We start from the raw sequence: 23,926 nt of genomic DNA, 5'->3' as shown, positions 1-23,926 counted from the left end.
ACTAAGCGCGACGAGATACCACGCCTGCGGCGCGTAAGGTTTCAACTCCCCGGTTAACGACTTGCTCGAATTCGCCGTTGATATCGATGGCGAGTATGTCGGTTTCGTCTGCCGCCGGTTCTTCTAGTGCTTCAAATTGACTGGTCAATAGATCGGTCGGCATAAAATGGCCGGCACGTGCTTTCAACCGTTCCAGTATGACCTCGAAACTCCCTTTCATATACAGGAAGATCATGCCGGGGTTATCTTCACGCAGGCGGTCACGGTAACGGCGTTTTAGCGCGGAGCAGACAATCAGGCCCACTTCATTTTTATGACGCAGGCTGTAGGCCGCATCATTCAGGCGTTCAAGCCACGGTGCGCGATCGTTGTCGTCTAACGGAGTGCCACTGGCCATTTTTTGAATGTTGGCGCGTGGATGCAGGTCATCTCCATCGATGAATTTAGCGCCCAATTCTCTGGCAATTGCCGCTCCCACACTGGATTTGCCACAACCCGATACACCCATGATAACTATGCTTTGTCCTGCCATAAGTTTGATCTCTATGCTAAAAAGTAATATTTAAACTTCTTCAATTAAGTGTATCTTATCACGTTACCGGTAACGGGCAAGGTTACTGTATTGTATCTTTGCTCAGATTTGGGCATTTTGTGAAAAACAAATCTCTCTTATTATATTGACTATTCTATCAACACCTTGATTTGCGTTAATAAAGAAAACATCAGTTTCATCCTCTGTTGGCGTTTCTAAGACACTAAACTGAGAATCTAACATCTGGCTTTTTTGGAAATGACCTACTCTATTATTTATTCTTTTTAAAATACTATCGAAGTCTGCATCAAGAAATAAAAAGTTTATGTTTTCATTCGAGTCTCTTATCATTTCTCGGTATTTTTTCTTAAGTGATGAGCAAATTATTATAGAAGCAAAATTAGTCCGTTGCATTGAGAACACTGCATTATTGATTAATCTGAGCCATGGTTCTCTATCCTTGTCATTTAGTGGCTCACCACTAGACATTTTTAGAATGTTTGACTTTGGATGTAAATAATCACCATCAATATAAGGGATGTCATGTTTTTTAAATAACTCTTTAGCTATGGTCGTTTTACCTGAGCCTGAGACACCCATTAATATATAAACAAAGTTACTCATAGTTTCCCTAGTGTTCATTTTATCATATTAAATATAATTTTTTATTAAATTTATTTGTGTAAATTATACTGTTCTTACCACTTTAACTAAATGAGACTGATGATCGGTAATCTCACTTAACTACATGGTTGGTTACATATTAAGAAACATCCTTGTCATATTTCCTGACTGTCACATAAATTAATTCATGCTTGGCAGTTTGATAGTATCTAAATTTCTGATAACAAATATATGAGATAGAGCACCACACACAGACACAAAAGCTATATAATACATCGCATAGGCAAAACTATTTGTAGCTTGTAGTATTATTCCCATGATAATTGGAGTGGCAATACCGGCGAGGTTTCCTGATATATTGAAAAAACCACCAACAGTGCCGATTACCTTGCTAGGAACAATGTCACTCAGAATAACCCAACCAATATTCGCGAAGGCATTAGCAAAAAAAGCGAATGACAAAATAGCAATAGCAATAGCGGGTTTATCTTCAAAAAAGTTTACAAAACATATTGTACCAGCAAGACCAAGTCCAAGGACAGATGGCAATTTTCGAGATAATGTACGAGAAATACCTCTTTTCATTAGTGCATCGCTAACAAAACCACTACATAACAGGCCAAGCATTGCCATCATATAAGGGAATGCTGCCCCCATTCCTGCTTTAGATATCGAGAGATGAAGACCTTTTTCCAGATAAACAATGAACCATGTTAGGAAGAAATAGAGTGTGGAATTTATGGCAAACTGAGCGATAAATAACCCCCAGATATTTCTTTGTTTTAAAACATACGAAACATCTTTCCATTCAACTTTTTCACTAACATCTTTTTTGGTTGCTGTTGCTTGTCCTAAACCACCGCCTTTTCTTATATGCTCTATTTCAGCGGCATTTGTGTTTTTGCTATCAAGTGGATCGCGGTATTTAAATAACCAATAAATACCAAAAATGATACCTACTCCCCCTGATGCATAAAATGACATCTCCCAACCATAGTTAGCAACAATAAAGGCGAGCAATGGAGTGAGGAGAGCGAGACCAATGTACTGTGCGCAAGCATAAAGCGCGGTTGCGCTAGCTCGTTCCTGAGTAGGAAACCATGTTGATATAATTTTAGCATTGGCTGGAAATGATGGTGCTTCAGCTATACCTATTAGTGCCCGACAAAGTAAAAGAAATGCAAATGAAGCTGCGGCTGTAGTAAATAGATGGTGAGATGCTATCCCCATTAAGCAGGTAAAAATACTCCATACGATAACAGCGATACCATATAGTTTTCGTACACCAATACGATCAAGAATATAGCCTACTGGTACTTGGCTAAGCACATAAGTCCAAGTAAACATCGAGAAAAGTAGACCTAAGTGTGATGGGGAAAGTTCAAACTCTCCTTGTATGCTTGTCCCTGCAACTGACAAGTTTGCCCTGTCCATATAGTTAATAGCTGTGACTATAAATAATAGAAACAGCACAAAAAAACGAGATCTTGTGGCTTTCATTTAATTTCCCTCGGTGAAAATTAGTTGTTAACTGTGTTAATAAACGCCGTTATCTTCCATTGCTTTTCTTGTTGTCTGATACGCTTTTGATATAACCCAGTCAGGTTTTTTCTTCCAATATTCTGGTCTAAATATCTCTACAGATACTATTCCATCGTATCCCGTATCCTTCAGGTTTTTGAGAAAATTATTTAGATCAACCGTTCCTGAATCACAAAAACGCCGGTTTTCTTGTGTGGCTTTTTCGATATCAATGAAATCTCCGTTGTTAATATGAACACAAAATATTTTCTTTGGATCTACCATTTTTATAACTTTAAAATCATTCAGGCCATGGTAAAGATGAAGGTTATATGAGTCGAAGACTAAACCAACGTTATCTTCATTGACTTCATTAATAATATTCCAAGCTTGCTCTACCGTCCTCACTGAGCTTCTATTGAATCCTACGAGCTCAAAACAAAGTTTGATATCATAATTTTTAGCGATATCAGACAATCGCTGTAAAATTCTGACGCAATTCTCGTGTGTTTTTTCAACCGAGCCAGAGTAAGGACCACCGTTTGGGTTGCGCTGAAGGGGCGGGACAACGATAAAATATCCCGCTTGTATCTCCTGCGCAATATAACAGTCATATTCAAACTTTTTTATAATCAGGTTATCTTTTTCATCGTCATTGCCGTTGAATAAATCATCATAAGTATACAAAGCGTTCAACGCATGTGGCTTTATTTTTTTCCCTGATAAAAGGTTTTTTAAATCATCAAGATTATTTTTTTCTAAGAATTCCTCGAGTTTATCTAGCCTGAATTCAATGAAATCAAACCCATTCTTTTCGCAAAGATAAACATCCTCTTCAAGTGTTGAACAGTGCATTGAGGTGGCTTGGTTAAAACCGATTTTCATCATAACCCCTTATTAAAGAGGGAACTTAACGGGTAATCCTGTTTTTGTACTCAGGTATATCGCTTCAATGAGCTCAACCGTTTTTCTACCAGCGATACCGTCAATCAATGAAGGTTTACCTTCAATGATTGATGTCAGGAAGTCATTAATCTGCAATTGATGATAGTAATACATAGAGTCTTGATTATTGAAGAAATCACGATCTTCTTCTTGCCAGTTTCTTAAGTGCGATTCTTCACCAGATATTGTCCATAGATCGTTATATGGAGGTTCAGTAATTGAGGATACGCCAGCAATGAACATGGCTCCGCCATCTGTTTGTACGCCAACAGATGCACCATTCTCACCATGTATATGAACTTTCCCATACAGAGCCGGATTCTGAGAATTACTGACAACAACATTACCAATGCTGCCGTTCTTAAATTTGATGACAGCAACAGCAGTGTCCTCTACTTCAATATAGGGATGGTTCAGATTTCGCCATATGCCATATACTTCTTCGATCTCGCCCATGTACCATAGTAATAAATCCAATTGATGAGGTGCTTGGTTAACTAAAACTCCTCCACCTTCACCGTCCCATGTACCACGCCACGGATCGCTTTCGTAATAATTTTTGTCTCTCCAACCTAGCATGGTTACTGAACCTAAAACCGGACGTCCTATTTTACCGTCATCAATGGCTTGTTTAATTCTTAAGCAAGGGCGGTAGAAACGTCTTTGACATACAGTGCCAACTCTAACGTTATGCTTATCCGCAGCATTAAGGATGGAATCACAGTCTTTCAGATTGCTGGCTAACGGTTTTTCTACCAGAATATGACAACCGTGATTAGCGGCCTCTACGGCAACTTCAGCGTGGACCGGATGTGGTGTACATATGCTTGCGACATCGATCCCCTCTACCTTTATCATTTCTGCTAGATCATCGTACGCTTTTACTCCGTATTGATTCGCAAAGTTTTTTGCTCGAGATATATCGCGATCAAAAACGGCACTAAATTCCGAATTTTCTAATTTTTCATAAGCTTTAGCGTGGAAGTCACCAACTTTTCCACACCCAATAATTGCTGTTTTCAACGTCATAGTATCGCCCTTAAGTTACCGGTAACAGTAATGATTAAAAAAAATCCCGAAACCTTCTGATGTAAGAAACACTTCTTTGTTATCGGTAACATTCAAGCATGGAGAATAAAAAATGGCTACACTGACAAGCTTCTTGTTTTAAAAATCGTGACAAGTATCACGATTATTCATGTTTTTAATGAAATATTCCCCTTTTATTGTGATTTGAACGATAAATTACTAACGATATCATCTTTCACTTTCGTAGCATGTCACTACATGTGAATACGGAAATATCTGGTACTTTGGGAAATAATAATGGTTTAGGTACAGCCAATATGGTTTTTATACTTATTTACCAGTATATGAAGTTTTTTTGTTATTAAGTAAAGAGTTTTTTAACGATACTGACTAAAACTAAGCGTTAATTAAAAAAATCTAAATGTATATTTATGAGAGATAGATCATGCCGATCTTTATCCTGCTGCCGAGTAAAAATACAACATGGCAATAATGTGAAGGTGAGTCATGTGGTCATCCTCTATTTTATTTCAGCTGTATAGAGTGGCGTTCACCGTGAAATGAACGCTTAATTTTACGGAAATAAAAAGAGGGCTGGCTGTGAAGAAAAGTATCTTGTTGCTAATGAGTACAATGCTGATGCCCTATGGCTATTGTGCTCAGGATGATGCCGTTTCCTTATCCGTATCTGGTATGAATACGGTGTTGGATAATGGCTTACTCAGGGTGACATTCGGGGAAGATGGCAGTGCGGTGAGCATTCTTAAAGATGGAAAAAATCTTGTTGCCAATCTTTCTGGTGCCATACGCGATCCAAGTAAAAATCGAAGTGCATACCTGGATTATTATGTCAAAGGCGTTAAAGATTTTGTTCCGGAAAAAGTTAACGTTATTAGTCAGAGTCGCGATATGGCACATGTCGCTTATATTGATGATAAAGACGGGCTACTGCGATTAGAATATCATTTAATTATGCGCCGTGGCGTGAGCGGTATTTACAGTTATGTCATCGCTGAGAATACCCGCGATCACGATGTGAAAGTAAGTGAATTACGTAATGTGTACCGGTTTGATCCGTCACGGCTCGATCATATTTATAACGGCGTCCATACCGGAAAACCATTACTCTACCGCCAGTTTGAACAATTACCGAAAATACAGGATGAAACCTGGCGACTGCCCGATGGCAGAGTTTATTCCAAATATGATTTTGCAGGTTATATGCGTTCCACCCCGTTTTGGGGAGTATTCGGTAATGGCATCGGAGCATGGTTAATTCACGGCAATCAGGAGTATTTTTCAGGTGATGCCCTCAAACAGGATTTGATGGTTCATCAGGACGCGATCATCCTGAATTACATGACCGGTGCGCATTTAGGTACGCCGGATATGGTTGTCGGGCCTGGATGGAAAAAATTCTACGGGCCCTGGTTGCTCTATATCAATCAAGGGAGTGAACAGCAGGTCATTGCTGATGCCGGTCGTCAATCGTTAACAGAGAAAGTTTCCTGGCCTTATCGCTGGTTGAATGATGAAAATTACCCGATTGAACGGACTCAGGTTACCGGACGAGTTAACGCTCAGGCACCGATGACTGTCGTACTTTCTTCATCATTGGACGAACCTTTTGATCTTCAAACGCGAGGTTATTCTTATCAGGGAACGACAGACAGTCAGGGAAATTTCGCTATTGATCATGTCCGTCCGGGGAAATATCAGGTCTCCGTTTATGCCAATAGCGGAACTCAACCCGGAGTGTTGGCCGAACAACGGATCAAGATCGGTGGCGAACGTCAGAAAATAGCCGATATTGTTATTCCTGATGCTAAACCCGTAGTTTGGGCTATTGGGCAGGCCGATCGTCAGGCGCGGGAATTTCGGTTTGGTAACGAAATTCGTAACTACCACTGGCAGAATGATGTGCCTGCCAATCTAACGTTTGATGTTAGCCACAGTGATTATCAACGGGATTGGTATTACGCCCAAACAAAACCAGGAAAATGGGATATCCGTTTTTCGATGCAGCCAGAAAAGAAAACGTATTATCTCAATATAGCCTTAGCAGCGGCCAGTAATTTTGGTATGACGAAGCCAACAACGCCTGAGTTGGATGTGATCGTTAATGGTAAAACATTGTCGACATTAAAATATGACAATGACAAAGCGATTTATCGAGGCGCATTGACCAGTGGTCAGTATCATTTCAATCGTATCCCGATTAATTATGACGTATTAAATAAAGGAAATAATGTTGTTTCGTTGAGATTAAAGGGTGGGAGCCTAATGTATGACGTTATCACGCTGAGCGAGGAGTAATAATAGATTTTTAACTTAACAATCATTCGATGAATTTAAAGGTAGTCGGTAAATGTCAAAATAGTTGTCACCACGGGATAATTATCTAACGGTAATGAGGTGCTCTGACATTCGGATAGTTTAGGGTATATTCATAATAATGAGGCAAGAATGAAAACTTCAAATAAAATATTTGTTGCGGCTTCTTTGTGTTTGGCGTTCGTTGGACAGGCGAGTGCTGATGTTGTTTTAAGAAATGTATCGATGGATTACCGTCATGAATATCGTCTACGCGATCGGACGCATTATGATAAGTTGACATTAGCGACGCAGTTACCGAATAACTTCTCTTTTGCAGTAGAAACGAAATTTAAGACGGGCGGTTCAAATGTTAAAGATCAGGCTTACAAAGATCCGGTCCTGAATGCGGTAGAAATGACACTAGCTAAAAAATATCAATTTGGTAACTGGACGATATCGCCGTTATTCCAACCTGAATTTAATTCGACACGGACTGAATGGAAAGTCGGGGTTTCTCCCTGGTATAAGTTTAACGATAATTGGTCTGCTGGCGGGTTATACCGATTAGAATTAACCGATTATGCCCACGAAAATGAATGTAAAAAAGCAGGTACAGCCTGTACGACGAGTAAACACAGGACGGTGAATCGGGTTGATGGCTACTTACGTTATAGAACCGGCGACCTCACGACGACCTATAAAATTATTTTCAAACATGGGGATGAAAATCTCTTCAATAAGAAGAAAAATGATTATGAACAAGAGTTGCAGTTTAATTATGCTGTAGGCGATAAAAAAGAGTGGAGCCCTTACTTTAGCTTTGGTGATATTAATCGTTCTTCTAAATCGAGTGAGCGCCAACTGCGTTTACGCGTTGGCGTCGCTTATACTTTTAAATAATCATTATTCAATAAGAAAGGCGAGCGCCCAATGTGGATTGTCGGGCGCTCGACGTTATACCCGTCATACTTCAAGTTGCATGTGCGTTGGCTGCGTTCGTTACTCGGCTCATCCATGAGCCTCGCCCCGTTGGGGCCGCTGCAGGCAGCGTTCAAATCTGCTCCCAGCAGATTTGTCACCCGAATCACTTACTTGAGTAAGCTCATCGGGATTCCTTCGCTTGCCGTCTTCCTGAAACTTGAATTATTTTGGGTATAGAGAGAACTAATGTGAACCGCCGCGTGAGGCACCGACGCCCGTTTGGGAACGTACAAACTGAGCGTGGAAACGGGCGCGTTCTTGTTGCCCAGCTTCCGACTTATCCGTAATGGAGAACAGCCAGATACCAACGAAAGCCACCAGCATGGAGAAGAGCGCCGGATATTCATAGGGATAAATCGGCGTGGCGTGACCGAGAATTTTCACCCAAATGGTTGGCCCCAGAACCATCAGTATAACCGCCGTCAAGAGCCCAGCCCATCCGCCAATCATGGCGCCACGCGTCGTCAGTTTCGACCAATACATGGAGATGATAATAATCGGGAAATTACAGCTGGCGGCAATCGAGAAGGCCAGACCGACCATGAAAGCGATATTCTGATTTTCAAACAGAATACCGAGTGCGATCGCGACGACGCCGAGCACGAGTACGGTGATTTTCGATACTTTCAGTTCATCACGCTCTGTCGCTTTCCCCTTTTTGATCACGTTGGAATAGAGATCGTGGGAAACGGCAGAGGCACCTGCCAGCGTGAGCCCGGCTACAACGGCTAAGATGGTCGCAAAGGCAACGGCAGAGATAAAGCCGAGGAAGAAATTGCCCCCAACCGCGTCAGCCAAATGAACTGCGGCCATATTGTTACCACCGATGAGCGCACCGGCCGCATCTTTGAAGGTGGGATTGGCGCTGACTAACAGAATGGCACCGAAACCGATAATAAAGGTCAGAAAGTAGAAATACCCCATAAAGCCCGTGGCATAGAACACGCTCTTACGCGCTTCTTTCGCATCGCTTACGGTGAAGAAACGCATCAAAATATGCGGCAGGCCCGCCGTACCGAACATTAGCCCCAGCCCGAGAGATAATGCGGAGATCGGATCGGAAACCAGCCCGCCAGGGCTCATGATAGCGATACCCTTCGGGTGAACGTCCATTGCCTGCTTGAATAAGGCATCAAAGCTAAAATTGACGGATTTCATGACCATAATCGCCATGAAGGTCGCGCCGAACAGCAGTAGAACCGCCTTGATAATCTGTACCCAGGTTGTTGCCAGCATGCCGCCAAACATGACGTACATCACCATCAAAATACCCACCAAAATCACCGCGATGTGGTAGTTCAGACCAAACAACAGTTCGATCAGTTTACCGGCACCGACCATCTGGGCTATCAGATAGAGTGCGACCACGACCAATGAACCACAGGCTGACAGGCTACGGATTGGACGTTGTTGCAGACGATAGGAGGCGACATCTGCAAAGGTATAGCGGCCAAGGTTACGTAAGCGTTCGGCAATCAAAAATAGGATGATTGGCCAGCCAACCAGAAAGCCGAGCGAGTAGATCAGCCCATCATAACCCGAGGTGTATACCAGCGCGGAGATGCCCAGAAAGGAGGCGGCTGACATGTAGTCACCCGCAATAGCTAACCCGTTCTGAAACCCGGTAATACTGCCACCAGCCGTATAATAATCACTGCGCGATCGTGTCCGTTTGGACGCCCAATAGGTGATATAAAGCGTTGCGCCCACAAACAGCAGAAACATCACTATTGCCTGAATATTTAGCGGCTGGCGCTGAACATCTCCGGTCAGCGCGTCCGCCGCCCACACCGTCGGCGATAAAACCAGTAGCCCAAGCAGCATCATGAAACGCATTTTCATTGCTTTACCTCGCTGAGTAACTGTTTTGTCAGGCGGTCAAATTCACCGTTAGCGCGGTAAACGTAAATGCCGGTTAGGATAAAGGACACAATAATTAACCCGACACCAATCGGGATACCGCGGGTGATGCTTGAACCTGGAGCGATCGGTGTACCTAGCCAACTGGGGGCAAAGGCGATCAGCAAAATAAATCCGACATAAAGCACCAGCATGATCAGCGACAGGATCGTGGCAAAGCGCTGTCGTTTGTTCACCAATTCTCTAAAAAGGGGATTACTTTCAATCCGTTGATAAATGGCATCATTCATCGTAAGTCTCCAGTAAGCTATTGATTGATCGCGCCACGTTCAGGTGGGTTGGCTTAAGGCCAGCCACACACCATCGAACCTACTGTCAGGCCCGGTGGTGTGTGACGCGCGCATTGAGTCAAACGATCGTAGGGTTGATGATCATGAGTTTGATTATCATGGTGAAGGTGTACTCATGGCCTGCTTCTCTTCCAGCAGTTTGTCGACGACGCCAGGATCGGCCAGCGTAGAGGTATCACCCAGATTGCTGGTATCACCTGCCGCGATTTTGCGTAGGATCCGACGCATAATTTTGCCCGATCGGGTTTTCGGTAAAGAATCTGTCCAGTGCAGAATATCCGGTGTTGCGATCGGGCCGATCTCTTTGCGAACCCAATTGCGAACTTCGGTATACAGTTCGCTGGACGGTTCTTCACCGTGGTTCAGCGTGATGTAGGCATAAATCGCCTGACCTTTCATGTTATGTGGGATGCCGACGACGGCAGCTTCGGCGATTTTTGGATGCGCAACCAGCGCGGATTCAATTTCAGCCGTCCCCAGTCGGTGACCCGAAACGTTGAGGACATCATCAACTCGTCCGGTGATCCAGTAGTAACCATCTTCATCGCGGCGTGCGCCATCACCGCTAAAGTACATGCCTTTAAAGGTGGAGAAGTAGGTTTGCTCAAATCGATCGTGGTCGCCGAACAGCGTACGAGCCTGACCCGGCCAGGAATCGGTGATAACCAGGTTGCCTTCACATACGCCTTCTTGCGGATTGCCGAGATTATCAACTAACGCAGGCTGGACGCCGAAGAAAGGACGCGTTGCCGAGCCAGCCTTGGCCTCGATCGCCCCAGGCAGCGGTGTGATCATGAAACCGCCCGTTTCCGTTTGCCACCAGGTATCGACGATCGGGCATTTTCCATTGCCAATCTTGTTGAAATACCACTCCCAGGCTTCCGGGTTGATGGGTTCGCCAACGGATCCCATGATTCTCAGCGATGTGCGCGAAGTGCCTTCAATCGCTTTGTCGCCTTCCGCCATCAGTGCGCGAATAGCGGTAGGGGCGGTGTAGAGAATATTGACCTGATGCTTATCCACCACCTGTGCCATACGTCGCGCATCCGGCCAGTTGGGAACGCCTTCAAACATTAACGTGATTGCGCCGCAAGCCAATGGCCCGTAAAGCAGATAGCTATGCCCGGTTACCCAGCCGACATCTGCCGTACACCAGTAAATTTCGCCCGGATGGTAATCAAAAACGTATTTGAACGTCAGTGCGGCATAAACCAGATAACCTCCGGTTGTATGCAGAACTCCTTTAGGCTTACCGGTTGAGCCGGAGGTATAGAGGATGAATAAAGGATCCTCGGCGTTCATTTCTTCAGGCGGACAGCGATCGTCGACTTTTTCGATGAGATCGTGCCACCAGAGATCGCGTCCGGTCTGCCACGTTTCTGGTGTGGCTGTTGATGATTGGGAAGAGGGGGAATGTGCACCGGTACGACGGAAAACAATGACATTGGTGATCGTTTTGACGCCGGGGTTTTTCAGCGCTTCATCAATATTTTTCTTTAGCGGGATGGTGCGTCCGGCGCGGATACCTTCGTCCGCCGTGATCACCAGCTTGGCGTTTGAATCAATGATACGCCCGGCAATCGCTTCAGGTGAGAAGCCGCCAAAGATCACGGAATGGATAGCGCCCACTCGGGCACACGCCAGCATGGCAACGGCTGCTTCTGGCACCATCGGCATATAAATAGCCACGACGTCACCTTTTTTGATCCCTTGGGATTTAAGGACGTTGGCAAAACGGCAAACGGATTGATGTAATTCCCGATAGGTGATCTTTTTACTTTCTTTGGCGTCATCACTTTCCCAAATGATCGCGGTTTGATCTCCTCGTTCGGCAAGGTGGCGATCCAGGCAATTGGCCGCTACATTTAATGTACCGTCTTCGAACCAACGAATGCGGATATGTCCGGGATCGAAGGCTGTATTTTTAACCTGTTGATAAGGCTTGATCCAATCAACAATTTTCCCTTGTTCGCCCCAAAAAGACGCAGGATCGTTGACGGAGTGCTGGTACATTTTTTCGTATTTGTCAGCATTTATCAGTGCATTTTCCGCAATTGCGGCGGGTATAGAGTGTTTATTATGTTGGGTCATGTGCGCTTCTCCTTAAACATGTTAATGATATGTCAATGAATGGTTAAGTGTAGTTAACTGATCATATTTGTTTCTTTTTTGCGCGATAGATCACGCAAGGAGGGAAAAGCAGTGAAGGATTACTTAAAGAATAGTTGACCTGTTCATGAAATAAGCAATTCGTTACGCGAAGAGATAAATGTAATAAGTGATGTATGTCACAATATTGGGATTGCGGATATAAAACGTTCGTCAATAGGGGCTGTAACGATCAATTTACTATTTTCAATAGATTGCAACTATTGTTATCGTATTTTTGATCGCCCTTTACGATCAAAGAACATAAAGATCCCTCTTATTCAGCCGATAGTGACCATGTCGTTCGATGTATATTTCTATCATTCTTGACTATTCGCCAAGATTTATGTGTTTGAATGTTGCGGTTTTTGTTTTATGTTGTTACGTGTTTGTAGGATTTGGATAAAGTAGATTTATCTGATTATCAAAATCTGTATCGGCATGGATAATTTTCAGTCAATGAACGAGGTTGGGCAATTAACCCTGTGCCCATCAACCTGCGGAAGCAAATTACAGCGTCGGTCAGATAGAAGAAGCGCTAATTGTTATTTTTTTGTTTCATTAAGTAAGGCCGGTTTTAAAAACTAAACAACTCAGATAACGACACTGTGCCGGACGCCCTGCAAGCGCCGGTGAGTTTGATGCTTATCGATACTTACTGTGGGCGATAACCGTACCAGCAGTATTGAACGATACCTTCTACTTATAGCATGAAGCAGAGGAAATAATGAGTCTGATATTTGGCAGGAATGAGATCATCGGCATGCTAAGTCAACCTGTTGAAAACGAACGGTGTGCTGTCGCCGTCATTGATGAAAAATGTAAAGTGGTATGTGCCAATTCAGCGTTTAATGCCCATTTTGGGCTGCACTCTGAAATGAATGCTCAGATTTCGATTGATGATGTATTGCCGATTAATGTGAAGTTTGCTTATCAGGACTTTATGACAAATTCTGATGTGCTAAGCACTCGTGTCGTATCCGATTTGCTGTCTGATGGTTTCACCAAGAAACAACTGAGCACATTGTCTTTCTCTAAATTGAATGTTGAAAACCGGGTATTGTCATTATTGATCCTGAATCAGGACTCACCAGAGCCTACGGCAAATCTGGCGTCTTGAGTGTTATTTTGACAAATAATGCTATTCCTGGTGAAAAATATCGTCATAAGTAAAATTGTGAATACGATAAATAAAGACGGTAGTATCAATAGTCATCGTTTGCATTGATATTATGCTCCGCTCTCCTGGTATAAATAGATATTATCGTTTCTTTGCCTTGCCCTCGGATTATGTCGTTTAAAGAGCGACGTTTTATCCTGTAAAGCACCAGCAGCGTTGTTCTCTGCTGGTGTTTTTCTATTCAGGTCATTAAATACACCGATGTTCATCATACCCCTTCACGTATTTGACTTGCAGTCATGCCGTGAGTTTTGTCGTTCCATCTCAAGTCCGATTCACTTAGCTATCTGGGTGCGATTACTCAAGGGCGGTAACCGTCATTTGGGCACTTTTATTGGGCTGGCTGGTGTAAGCGTTAGTGTGGTTTTCGTTTTGATGATTAAAACAGGATAATCTGACAAAAAGATGACCACGAGATGTCATCATAATGGCTTGATTTTGGCCCCATTTCAGGGGGAGTGCGGCGTAATGAAGCCTGTAATATGAATGATAACGAGGTCACAGAGCTTCATGTTTTATCAGATGGGGAAACAAACGTCCTGATATTGATCGACGCTAAAACACCGCTGGTGTTTCTGCAGTAAAACACTAAAAATACATTCTGATCGCTCGCTTGTTGTCTGAGGCGTTTTCTGGGAACCCGGGCCAGATAAGAGATTCAGGGGTTATCTATTACCGCGTTATTTTATGTATACAGGACGTCATTATGCAGTTACTGAATTTGAAACAAGCCCGGTTTCTGAGCTTTTTCTTTATTATGGGTGGGCTGCTGGTTTTGCTGCCACTGCGTTTGTTGGCTTGCTTCATCGCCGGTTTTCTCGTTTATGAGATCGTGAATTTACTGACACCTTATTTTCAAAAGGTTATTAGTGGAAAACGGGCTCGCTGGATGGTTGTTGCGATTATTAGTACGTTGGTTGTCAGTCTGCTAAGCCTGTTGTTTGGTAGTCTGGTTGGCTTGCTGATGCAGGAAATGAAAGATACGACCGCGTTCAATATGCGTATCGCCTATATTCTTAATGATATCCAACGACAAATGATGCTCTATTTACCGGGCTATCTGCCGGTTAGTGTCGAGGAGCTCCAGCATGAGTTTTTACAGTGGGTACAGCAGCATATTGCCATTTTGCAGAATATGGGGAAAAGCTTTTTACACGGTTTTGTCACAATGCTGATTGGTATGGTATTGGGTGCGATTATTTCTCTCTACAATGTTGATAATGATGAGGATAAACCGTTACTTAAAGCCGAGTTGTTGCGCCGTGTTGCTTTGTTATCGGCATCGTTTCGCAATATTGTTTTTGCCCAGGTGAAAATTTCTGCGGTGAATACCGTGCTCTCTGCCATCTTTATTCTCGGCGCACTGCCCTGTTTTGGTATTCATTTGCCTTTTTCCAAAACGCTGGTCGTGCTGACCTTTGTATTCGGCTTACTGCCGGTTATCGGTAATTTGATATCTAATTCGATAGTCTTTCTTTCCGCGCTCTCGATTTCTTTACCTATCGCGCTGGTGGCGCTGATCTATTTAATGCTGATTCATAAGTTCGAATATTTCCTGAATGCGCAGATTGTCGGCACCAGAATTAAAGCCCATGCCTGGGAAATTTTGCTGGCTATGCTGGTGTTTGAAGCTGCGTTTGGCCTGTCAGGAGTGATCGCCGCGCCAATCTACTATGCTTATCTGAAAAGCGAACTGAAAGAAGCCGATTTGATTTGATGCTTCCTGTTGGTAGGAAAACTTTTTATCGTCTGCCTCGCTTTTCTGGGGGTATTCGATCTGTGATGGTATGAATGAAAAGCTAAAAAACCAGCCCGGTAATGCGTTGGGCTGGTTGATATCGTGCCGATATACCCGTCATACTTTAAGTTGCTTGTGCGTTGGCAATACTCGGCTCATCTTTGAGCCTCGCCCTGAAGGGCCGCCGTAAACGGCGTTCAAATTGGCTTAGCCAATTTGTCCTTACTCACCCCAGTCACTTACCTGAGTAAGCTCCTGGGGATTCGTGCGGTTGCCGCCTTCACGCAACTTGAATTATTTTGGGTAGATACGTTAACTCATTGAGTGCGCAGATGTATCAGATACACCTGCCACTCAAAAGGAAGGATTATTGTTGAGCCGTGGCAATACGAGGTTCTTCTTCTTCCGGTTTCACTCCCAGAGGGTTGTTACCCCAGCATTGCTCGTACTTCCAACCGGTCAACTCTTCAGCCACTGCACGGGCATGAGGCGGAATATCACTCAGTGCACCACCTGCCTTTACACGGGCAATCTCTTCTAACAGAATCCCATGATTTTCACGATCCAGTTTCATTTGGGTCGTGTAATAAATGGCAATGAGTGCCAGACCGATGACACCTAATGAGAATACGCCAATGATGGCCAGAACGGCAGACTCCGGCTGTGCCGATTGCCCGGACACAAAACCGAATTGACTTAATGTCCAGCCCATCGCGAACACGATGACGGAACGTACCATTTTCCCGGCGAATGTCATGGCTCCCGCGTAGATACCTTCACGGCGACGCCCCGTCAGTACTTCGTCCACATCGGCTAAAAAGGTGTAAACCGTCCATGGAATGTAATAAATACCACCGGTACTCAGGCCAAAGACGGCCGTAATGGCAAATAATACGGCGATGGTGGCACTCTCGGACCAATTGGTGAAATACAGTGCGGCATAGGCCAGCACACTGACAATCACAACCATTAGCGCCAGGCGGAAAGGCCGAGCAAAGCCCATTTTGACGCAAATACCGATGAATGCCGCGGTGGAAATCAGCTGCATGACGGAACTGAAGCTATTCAGATGGGAGACTAACGCCGTATCCTGCTTTAGGCCAAATACAATGAAATAGGTGAAGGAGGACGCGAACAGCCATTCAGCACCGAAACCAAAGAGATACATACCCAAATGCTTGCGGAAAATACGCAAACGGAAGGTCGACGCCATGTCTATGCTCAGTTTTTTCAATGCCTGCCACAGGCTGGACGTGCTTTCACGTACCAGTTCATTAACCGGACGTTCCCAGCTCGTGGTATACAGCGCGATCATTGCCGCACACATGATGGCACCGTAGACCAGGCCGGTGTAGAAAAACGGTGTTGAGGAATCTTTACCGTAAATCGCGATGAATTGACCGGGAATGAAGGCGGCGAGAAAGTTAGCGATTTTACCGAAAATGGCTTTGGAGCCCGTTAGTTTGGAGCGCAGTTTAAAATCATTGGTCATTTCAGTGGCCAACGTTTCATACGGCACCATGATTGAGGTATAGATTAACTCAAACAGGACATAGGTCGCCAGGTAGTACCAGAAGCCAAAACCATCAACCCATAGCAGTGGATATACCAATACCAACGGTACGCCTAAAAGGATAAAGAAACGCCGGCGACCAAATAGACGGCCAATGCGGGTGTTATAGAAATTGTCGCTGATATAACCCATTATCGGGTTACTAATGGCATCAATAATGCTCGCGACAGAAAATATTGCCGCAGCTTGAACCAGCGTTAAACCACAAAATGTGGTGTAAAAGTACATCAGCCACGCGCCACTGATCGCTAATGCGCCACTGCCTAGCAAGTTTGCACTGCCGTAGCAGAACGTATGTTTAAATGATATTGGTCTATTCATGATCAATCCGCTTACAAAAATGAAACAATATTTCAGTTCAGTTGAACTACTGTTCTTATGATTTGCCCTATTTCATTGAAAGTAAACTGAGGATCACGATTTGGTACTCTTTTAATGGCGATTTGTCAGACAGATCATGAAATAAGATTTTTTAATTTGATTTTTATTTATCAATGTAAATCTTATTTTTATGCTTGTTTTAGGATTAAAACTTATCGTAAAACGATAAAATTATTGTTTTACGATAAATTTGATGTAATCTGATGGGGTCGAGTCGGTAGGTTAAAACCTCAGAGGAAAGTCATGAAGTTCTTATCAATACGCCATCAAGGGTTATGCAATATTGTTGAACATGATAGCCCACGCTACGGTAAATCAGCCGCAAATCTCCGGCGCTTGGCAAGTGTGTTGCTGTGGGTACTTGGCATCTTGAGCATGTTGATTCTCATCGCGCCATTTATTATTTGGTTTGGTTTTTCCGATGAGTCTTTACAACATAATCTGGCGGTTTTCCTCAATGTGGTAAATCAACCGACGCCCCTTTTTCAATTGTCGTTTCCCAATTTAGTGGTGGGAAGCCTATTGACGTTCGGCATTGCGCTGTTACTTGCCAACATGCTATTGCAGGTTATGCGTGTGTGTATGTTAGTCCGTAAAGGTCTGCACCTGACAATTCGTGCGTCCCATTATTTAAAGCGACTTGCTCTTAGCGTGATCGTGTTGGGAATGTCGGTACCATTATTAAAAACGATATTGGCATACTGGCTGACCGTGGGACAGGGAAGGTCGCCATTGTTGCTGGTATCGATTGATCTCGGTGATATCCTGATGCTCCTTGCTGGTTGTTTTTTATTTGTTCTGGCCTGGGCGATGAGAGAAGCGGCTTATGTCGCAGAAGAAAATAGCCAATTTATATAAGTCATATACGTTATGCCGATAATTATCAGATTAGATGTGCTGTTGGCACAGAGAAAAATGAAATCCCGTGAATTAGCCCAGATAATTGGGATCACGGAGCAGAATTTATCTTTGTTGAAATCGGGGAAGGTTAAAGGGATTCGTTTTGATACCTTAGAGAAAATCTGTGAGGTATTGGCATGCCAACCCGGTGATTTAATCGAATATCAGAATGTTGAATGATTTTTATGAATACAGTGAAATGATTAATAGTATGAGAGAAATAATATTGGCGTAGCTAAGAGCCGATCCCATTAGGAGGGCTATATGCGTCATACTTCAAGTCGCATTTACGTTAGCTAAGCTCATTACTCGGCTCATCTACGGGCTTTGCTTCGTTGGGGGTAGCGCAAGTGCTGTTCGAAAATGTTTTGACATTTTTGTCCTGAAACTTGAATTATTTGGGGTGTATTTTATTTTGAACTTGGGTATGGAATGTCATCTCTTACCTTGGTGTAAAATATAATTTCTGATGTTTTAAAAAGTAAAAGATTATTTTTCTATTCTTGCATTGCTTATTGAAAATTAAGTGAGGTATTGCCATGTCAACAAGACGCGGTAAAACGAAATTATTCGGTTTTTTTTATCAACGATTACTTTTTCTATTTTTAATACCCGCTTTAATTATGGCCGTAGCAATTAAAACGATGCCCGGTGGAGGAGCGCCTTCATCAAACACATCGGGCGACCCTCAATTAATTGCGCAATTAACGCCGTTGCTGAGTGGTGCTCGGGATCGGGTTTCTGTCGCGTTGATCAACCCACAGGGTGTCCGCTACGCGTTCTGGGGAACAAACCCCGATACACAGTATGAAATCGGTTCGATAACGAAAACGTTCACGGCGGCACTGCTGGCAGATGCGGTTGAACGGAGGGAGGTGACGCTGGATACGCCACTTGGCGATATTCTTGAACTTGGTGACTCAACGATCGGTCAGGCGACATTACGGGAATTGGCGACTCACCATGCTGGCTTGAGCAGTATTTCATCCCGCTGGTTTGATCGAATTAAGATCTTATTGGCTGTGGTGGGTCACCGTGATCCTTATCCAGTCGATCGACTCACGCTTCTTGAACAGGCAAAAGCGGATCCGTTGAGCAGTCGCGGGCGTTTTTCCTATTCAAATATGGGGTTCGCTTTACTCGGGGATGCCCTTGCGGAACGAACACAGCATGGTTATGCCTCGTTAGTGACCGAACGTTTATTACGGCCAATGGGATTGACGCAAACCTCAGTACCGGAAAAGGCAACGAATCTGCCGCGTTCCCCTGCCACGGGCTATTCGATAGGCGGGTTTCGGGAGAGGCCGTGGACGATGATGGCCTATGCACCTGCGGGTGGCATGCGCTCAACGATTACGGATATGGCAAAGTATGCGCAACGACTGCTGGAGGGGACGTTTCCCGGACAGACGGCATTGATTCCACGTGAACAGACGGATGAACAGGCCAGAATAGGCATGGCCTGGTTTATCTCAACGTTTAAGGGGCGTGATATCACATGGCATAATGGTTCGACCGGGGGATTTTCCAGTATGATTGTTCTGGACCGACAGGCCGGAGAAGCGGTAGTGATGTTATCTAATACCGCCAGCCCGCTGGAAAGTACGGCATTGAGTCTGCTGTTATCGCACGATACTAAACGTACCCAATGATATTAATGTGAATCGAACGGGTTATTGATAAGTCAGGAGCAGTGAAGTGAGTCAAATACTGGTTTATGCCATTGTTTATGTGGTTTTCATCGCGGTAATCGGCGTGTTTGCTTTTCAATCATGGTTGCCAACCTCTTCGGCCAACGCCGTGAAAGATCGCTCGGGCATATTGGTCGGTGTGTTACGCTGCATCACCTTCTTTGTCGTTGTCTCTGCATTGCAGATTTTGTTTCCTAATTCGCTGCTCGATAAAGTTGTCTGGTTAGCGGCCGCAGGGTTGCTGGCGATTGCCGTAGTGGGGGGGGGCATGAGCTGGTCTTCGCTGCCGTGGTTGCGTGCGACGCAACGTAAGCGCCGCACGCTATGGTTAAGTATACAGAGTGCGGCTTACGTCATAGTGTTGGCGTTTATTGCTCTTTAAGCTCCAGAACGAGTGCTGCAAGGGTTTTTTTGGCACCGTGATCGAGTAGTTTTAAATAAGCCTGCGTCAGTGCGTTGAAAACGTCATGGTTCGCAGGCAAATCTTCGCCGAAAATAGCGCGCAGGTGAAGTAAGGCGCTTACGCGTTCAGCCCCCTCTAATGTCTCGGTGACAACCTGTTTCAGCTTCTCAGCCATAGGGTCGCGAATCTCAATCACTTTTTTAGCATCATCCTGGCCGCTAACGTAGCGCATCCAACCTGCTATTCCCAAGGCCAGATAGCGGTAGTCACTACCCGTTTGCAGATGCCAGCGGAGTGGTTCGAGTAATCGCTGCGGTAATTTTTGTGAACCATCCATCGCAATTTGCCAGGTACGGTGTTTCAACGCTGGGTTGGAAAAACGGGTGAGCAATTGAACGGCATAATCTTTGAGATCGATATCCAGTAGCCTGAGTGTTGGAGCCTGTTCCGCAAGCATCAGATGAGAGACGGCTCGCCGGTAGTCTTCATCTTGCATACAGTCGCTAATATGCTCGTAACCCGCCAGATAGCCGAGGTACGCCAGGAAAGAGTGACTGCCATTCAGCATGCGTAATTTCATTTCCTCAAAAGGTAAAACGTCTTGTACCAGTTGGACTCCAGCAACTTCCCCCCAGGCTGGGCGGCCAGCAATAAAATGATCTTCTATTACCCATTGAATAAAGGGTTCACAGGCGATCGCACAGGGATCGACAACGCCCAGTTTGTCTGCGATCTCTTGCAGCACCTCCGGCGTAGCGGCAGGAACAATGCGATCCACCATACTATTGGGAAACGGAACACTTGCTTCTATCCATGCGGCAAGTTCGCGACTTCTGATTCGCGCGCAGGCCAGCACGGCTTTTTTCGCCATTTTGCCATTTTCAGGCATGTTATCGCAGGAGAGTACGGTAAATGGTTTCATGCCCCGTTCATGGCGCAGACGTAGCGCCTCAGCCAGCAGCCCAGGGACAGAAGCGGGATGGTGCAGATCGATGTGATCCTGCTGAATCAAGGCATTATTCAGATCTAATTCACCATTGGAGCGATCGATACAATAGCCTTTCTCCGTGATCGTCAGCGAGACAATGGCCGTTTCTGGGGCAGCCAATTGCTCGATAATCGCTTTGATGCCGTCTACTTTTGCATGCAATGATCGGCAAACCGCACCGACGATGATGGACTGACTCTTATCCGCCGATTTTTCCAGAACGGTAAACAGATGATCTTGCTGACGCAATGCGGTGATCATCGTGTCATCGCTGTACAGCACGACTTCACAAATTCCCCAATCTCCTCCCGTCTGATTAAGCACTCGATCGGTCAATAACGCCTGATGAGCTCGGTGAAATGCGCCAAATCCGATATGAACAATACGCGGAACGAGCGCTTGACGATCGTATTGTGGCTGCTGTATGCCGGCAGGTAGCGCGATGTTGGAAATATTTTTTATATTATCAGTCATTTATGGTTATTCCTGGCGAGAAAGGGCAGAGGCATATTCTAAAAATAGTCACGATTATTCCGTGTGGCAACTTACGTATAGCTGGCCGGGAGATGACTCACAAGTACCGCTATGTCAGCGTGTGGAAAGACAAGGCGAAGTAGGGCGAGGATCGTATGTGAATCGCGAGAGAAGTGTGACGATATTGGGAGGCAAGGATAGAAAACGGGCATGGTGCACGTTTTCTATCCTGAATTCAGAATTAAGAACGGGTAGCGTCGGATTCTGTTACGTTTTGCGCTTCTGTATCAGATTGCTGTGGTACCACATATTCTGACGGCTGAGCTTCCGGCGTGGTGACCGGTGCCGCGACAGATTCAACTGGCACTGCCAGTGTTTCTGTTTCGATCGGACCGTTAATTTTTGTCGGCATACCAGTACGCATTCTGAGTGCGTCATCGACTTCACTGGTATTAACGCTGGTATCTGCCAGCACTTTGCTGATCTTAGGAGTAATACTGATCGGCGCGAGGGAATCGGAGTGGAACTCTTCTACCGTGCGGGACAACGGATGATGAACTTCCACGTAGCGAGAACCATCTGGTTCTACCGTGGCTTTCATCGGCTCATTGATAAACTGTACGCGGGTTCCCACTGGAACATGGTCAAACAAATACTTGATGTCGTCATCGCGCAAACGTACGCAACCGTGGCTGACGCGCAGTCCAATGCCGAAATTGGCATTGGTGCCATGGATGGCATAGAGATTCCCGATATAGAGTGCATACAGCCCCATCGGATTATCCGGGCCTGCCGGGAAGACTTTCTGTAATTTCTCTCCCCGAGCGGCATATTCTGCATGCATTTTGGCCGTTGGCGTCCAGGTTGGGCCGGCCTTCTTGCGTTGAACGGAGGTGACCCAGTTAATAGGGGTGCCTTTACCTAATTCACCGATACCAATTGGAAGAACGATGACGGTTTTGGTGCCTTTCGGATAGTAATACAGGCGCATCTCGGCGGAGTTAATCACGATACCTTCGCGTGGCGCATCTGGCAGGATAAGCTGATGAGGAATAATCATCTTGCTACCGGGCAGGGGCAGATAAACATCGGCATCCGGGTTGGCTTCCAGCATATTGCTTAGCCCCATTTGATATTGGGCCGCGAAAGCTTCTAACGGTAACGTGCTGTCTGTCGGAACAGTAATTTCCAGATTTTCGCCCACCAGACGGCTATTAGCTGCAGGCAGTGGGTAGACAACGGCAAAGGCGGCTTGACTAAACGTGGCGGCTGCCAGAACTAAGGTAAGGATCGCGCGAATACTCATTTTCATTTCTTTGTTGAGTGGTAAATGCCATACCAGCGGTAATGGGTCTGGTTTCCGATCGATGTTGACCGGATGCGCATTATATGTGCAGAACGGCCTCGGAGGGAAATAAGATGTGCAACTAATCACACTTTTTGGTTATCTCATGGATATCGAGTGGCTCCGCGTTGTTAGCATACTTATTCTCTATCCAGAACCGGAGGTTTAAAGCGGCGATGGGTCAACACTGGTAATGTCTGGCGAACCTGAACCAATCGTTCTGGCAGAATATCAGCGAAAAGCAGAGCCGGTACTTCCGGTGCCTGCACAATCACGACGCCCAACGGATCAACGACCATACTGTTGCCGATATTTTTGACGCCGCATTCTCCCACCGCAACGAGATAGGCCGTATTTTCCAGCGCCCGCGTGCGAACCAGTAATTCCCAGTGAGATTCTTTGAGCGGCCCTTTTAGCCAGGCTGCGGGCAGAACAAGCACATCGGCACCGTCGATCGTCAGACGTCGCGCCAGTTCGGGAAATCGGATGTCGTAGCAGGTCATTAAGCCCACGTTTAGCCCGGCAATCGTCAGTAGTGGTGGCACGGCTTCTCCAGCCACCACGTTTTCCGATTCTTGTACGGCGAAAGCATCATACAGATGCAGTTTCCGGTACTGCGCGATGATTTCGCCGTTACGGAGCGCCACCAGCGTATTCCAGACTTTTTGATGACCGTCCGGTATATGAATACACATGACAGTAGTCAGGTCGCTGCCTTTACTGGCGGTGAGCAACTGAGTGATGAACGGGCCATCAAGCGGCTGGGCAGCCGTTAGCACAATATTAGGGTTAGTGACATCGCGAGCCAGCACCCCTTCGGGCAAAACCAGTAGGTCTGCCCCGTGTCGCTGGGCGTCTGACATGAACCCTGTAATTGTCGTTGCGTTGTTTTGCCATTCACGGTCGACCGCGAACTGCCCGAGAGCGACTTTCATACCCGTTCCCTC

General features: G+C 45.2%; 20 protein-coding genes. 8 read left to right on the top strand and 12 right to left on the bottom strand.

The features are described from left to right. Nucleotide 1: 1 nt before the first annotated feature. The 5 genes from ACKPVM_RS16250 to ACKPVM_RS16230 all read right to left on the bottom strand — a co-directional run bounded on the left by ACKPVM_RS16250 (nt 2) and on the right by ACKPVM_RS16230 (nt 4,651). On the bottom strand, nt 2-532 hold the full coding sequence (locus ACKPVM_RS16250; RefSeq protein WP_409310655.1) for a gluconokinase: 531 nt from the start codon (nt 530-532) through the stop codon (nt 2-4). 102 nt (nt 533-634) lie between these two features. Then, on the bottom strand, nt 635-1,156 hold the full coding sequence (locus tag ACKPVM_RS16245) for a gluconokinase (protein ID WP_409310654.1): 522 nt from the start codon (nt 1,154-1,156) through the stop codon (nt 635-637). 180 nt (nt 1,157-1,336) lie between these two features. Beyond that, a complete protein-coding gene (locus tag ACKPVM_RS16240) occupies nt 1,337-2,656 on the bottom strand; it encodes an MFS transporter (RefSeq protein ID WP_409310652.1) in 1,320 nt (439 codons plus the stop codon). 36 nt (nt 2,657-2,692) lie between these two features. Beyond that, complete coding sequence (locus tag ACKPVM_RS16235) at nt 2,693-3,565, bottom strand: sugar phosphate isomerase/epimerase family protein (RefSeq protein ID WP_409310650.1); 873 nt, start codon at nt 3,563-3,565, stop codon at nt 2,693-2,695. 9 nt (nt 3,566-3,574) lie between these two features. Further along, nucleotides 3,575-4,651, bottom strand: coding sequence for a Gfo/Idh/MocA family protein (locus tag ACKPVM_RS16230; protein ID WP_409310648.1), 1,077 nt, complete (start codon nt 4,649-4,651; stop codon nt 3,575-3,577). A gap of 600 nt (nt 4,652-5,251) precedes the next feature. Here ACKPVM_RS16230 and ACKPVM_RS16225 point away from each other — a divergent pair. Both ACKPVM_RS16225 and ACKPVM_RS16220 read left to right on the top strand, forming a co-directional pair. After that, the gene (locus ACKPVM_RS16225) at nt 5,252-6,967 is read left to right on the top strand and encodes a polysaccharide lyase family protein (protein ID WP_409310646.1); all 1,716 of its coding nucleotides are present in this window, start codon (nt 5,252-5,254) and stop codon (nt 6,965-6,967) included. 150 nt (nt 6,968-7,117) lie between these two features. Continuing rightward, nucleotides 7,118-7,867 (top strand): oligogalacturonate-specific porin KdgM family protein, encoded by a 750-nt coding sequence (locus tag ACKPVM_RS16220; RefSeq protein ID WP_409310644.1) that lies wholly within the window; start codon nt 7,118-7,120, stop codon nt 7,865-7,867. Nucleotides 7,868-8,131: 264 nt separating this feature from the next. Here ACKPVM_RS16220 and actP read toward each other — a convergent pair whose 3' ends face one another. From actP to acs, 3 genes are all read right to left on the bottom strand, one after another. Next, nucleotides 8,132-9,790, bottom strand: a complete 1,659-nt coding sequence (gene actP, locus ACKPVM_RS16215) for a cation/acetate symporter ActP (RefSeq protein ID WP_409310643.1) — start codon at nt 9,788-9,790, stop codon at nt 8,132-8,134. Continuing rightward, the gene (locus ACKPVM_RS16210) at nt 9,787-10,098 is read right to left on the bottom strand and encodes a DUF485 domain-containing protein (RefSeq protein ID WP_409310642.1); all 312 of its coding nucleotides are present in this window, start codon (nt 10,096-10,098) and stop codon (nt 9,787-9,789) included. The genes actP and ACKPVM_RS16210 overlap by 4 nt, the downstream gene beginning before the upstream one ends. Nucleotides 10,099-10,254: 156 nt before the next feature. After that, complete coding sequence (gene acs, locus ACKPVM_RS16205) at nt 10,255-12,249, bottom strand: acetate--CoA ligase (RefSeq protein ID WP_409310640.1); 1,995 nt, start codon at nt 12,247-12,249, stop codon at nt 10,255-10,257. A 784-nt stretch (nt 12,250-13,033) separates the two neighbouring features. Here acs and ACKPVM_RS16200 point away from each other — a divergent pair. Both ACKPVM_RS16200 and ACKPVM_RS16195 read left to right on the top strand, forming a co-directional pair. Then, nucleotides 13,034-13,426, top strand: coding sequence for a transcriptional regulator (locus ACKPVM_RS16200; protein ID WP_409310638.1), 393 nt, complete (start codon nt 13,034-13,036; stop codon nt 13,424-13,426). A 766-nt stretch (nt 13,427-14,192) separates the two neighbouring features. Beyond that, nucleotides 14,193-15,203: an AI-2E family transporter gene (locus ACKPVM_RS16195; RefSeq protein ID WP_409310636.1), complete on the top strand. Its 1,011-nt coding sequence runs from the start codon at nt 14,193-14,195 to the stop codon at nt 15,201-15,203. A 388-nt stretch (nt 15,204-15,591) separates the two neighbouring features. On the opposite strand, the gene ACKPVM_RS16190 is transcribed toward ACKPVM_RS16195, so the two are convergent. Beyond that, the gene (locus ACKPVM_RS16190; protein WP_409310634.1) at nt 15,592-17,118 is read right to left on the bottom strand and encodes an MFS transporter; all 1,527 of its coding nucleotides are present in this window, start codon (nt 17,116-17,118) and stop codon (nt 15,592-15,594) included. 303 nt (nt 17,119-17,421) lie between these two features. Between ACKPVM_RS16190 and ACKPVM_RS16185 the strand changes: the two genes are divergently transcribed. The 4 genes from ACKPVM_RS16185 to ACKPVM_RS16170 all read left to right on the top strand — a co-directional run bounded on the left by ACKPVM_RS16185 (nt 17,422) and on the right by ACKPVM_RS16170 (nt 20,151). Beyond that, nucleotides 17,422-18,036, top strand: a complete 615-nt coding sequence (locus ACKPVM_RS16185) for a DUF2975 domain-containing protein (RefSeq protein ID WP_409310632.1) — start codon at nt 17,422-17,424, stop codon at nt 18,034-18,036. A 12-nt stretch (nt 18,037-18,048) separates the two neighbouring features. Beyond that, nucleotides 18,049-18,258 (top strand): helix-turn-helix domain-containing protein, encoded by a 210-nt coding sequence (locus ACKPVM_RS16180; RefSeq protein ID WP_409310631.1) that lies wholly within the window; start codon nt 18,049-18,051, stop codon nt 18,256-18,258. A 359-nt stretch (nt 18,259-18,617) separates the two neighbouring features. Beyond that, a complete protein-coding gene (locus tag ACKPVM_RS16175; RefSeq protein WP_409310629.1) occupies nt 18,618-19,730 on the top strand; it encodes a serine hydrolase domain-containing protein in 1,113 nt (370 codons plus the stop codon). Nucleotides 19,731-19,776: 46 nt separating this feature from the next. Further along, on the top strand, nt 19,777-20,151 hold the full coding sequence (locus ACKPVM_RS16170) for a hypothetical protein (RefSeq protein WP_409310628.1): 375 nt from the start codon (nt 19,777-19,779) through the stop codon (nt 20,149-20,151). Here the strand turns inward: ACKPVM_RS16170 and ACKPVM_RS16165 are convergent. The 3 genes from ACKPVM_RS16165 to ACKPVM_RS16155 form a co-directional block, all read right to left on the bottom strand. Beyond that, nucleotides 20,138-21,634, bottom strand: a complete 1,497-nt coding sequence (locus ACKPVM_RS16165; RefSeq protein WP_409310626.1) for a mannitol dehydrogenase family protein — start codon at nt 21,632-21,634, stop codon at nt 20,138-20,140. The genes ACKPVM_RS16170 and ACKPVM_RS16165 overlap by 14 nt on opposite strands. 241 nt (nt 21,635-21,875) lie before the next feature. Continuing rightward, on the bottom strand, nt 21,876-22,940 hold the full coding sequence (locus ACKPVM_RS16160; RefSeq protein WP_409310624.1) for a L,D-transpeptidase family protein: 1,065 nt from the start codon (nt 22,938-22,940) through the stop codon (nt 21,876-21,878). Nucleotides 22,941-23,119: 179 nt separating this feature from the next. After that, nucleotides 23,120-23,914: a deaminated glutathione amidase gene (locus ACKPVM_RS16155; protein ID WP_409310622.1), complete on the bottom strand. Its 795-nt coding sequence runs from the start codon at nt 23,912-23,914 to the stop codon at nt 23,120-23,122. Between the last annotated feature and the right edge of the window lie 12 nt (nt 23,915-23,926).

The sequence above is a fragment of the Pectobacterium hainanensis genome (assembly GCF_046237015.1).
In the GTDB taxonomy this organism is placed as follows: Bacteria; Pseudomonadota; Gammaproteobacteria; order Enterobacterales; family Enterobacteriaceae; genus JBJYIN01.
This window is presented reverse-complemented; position numbering and strand designations above follow the sequence as displayed.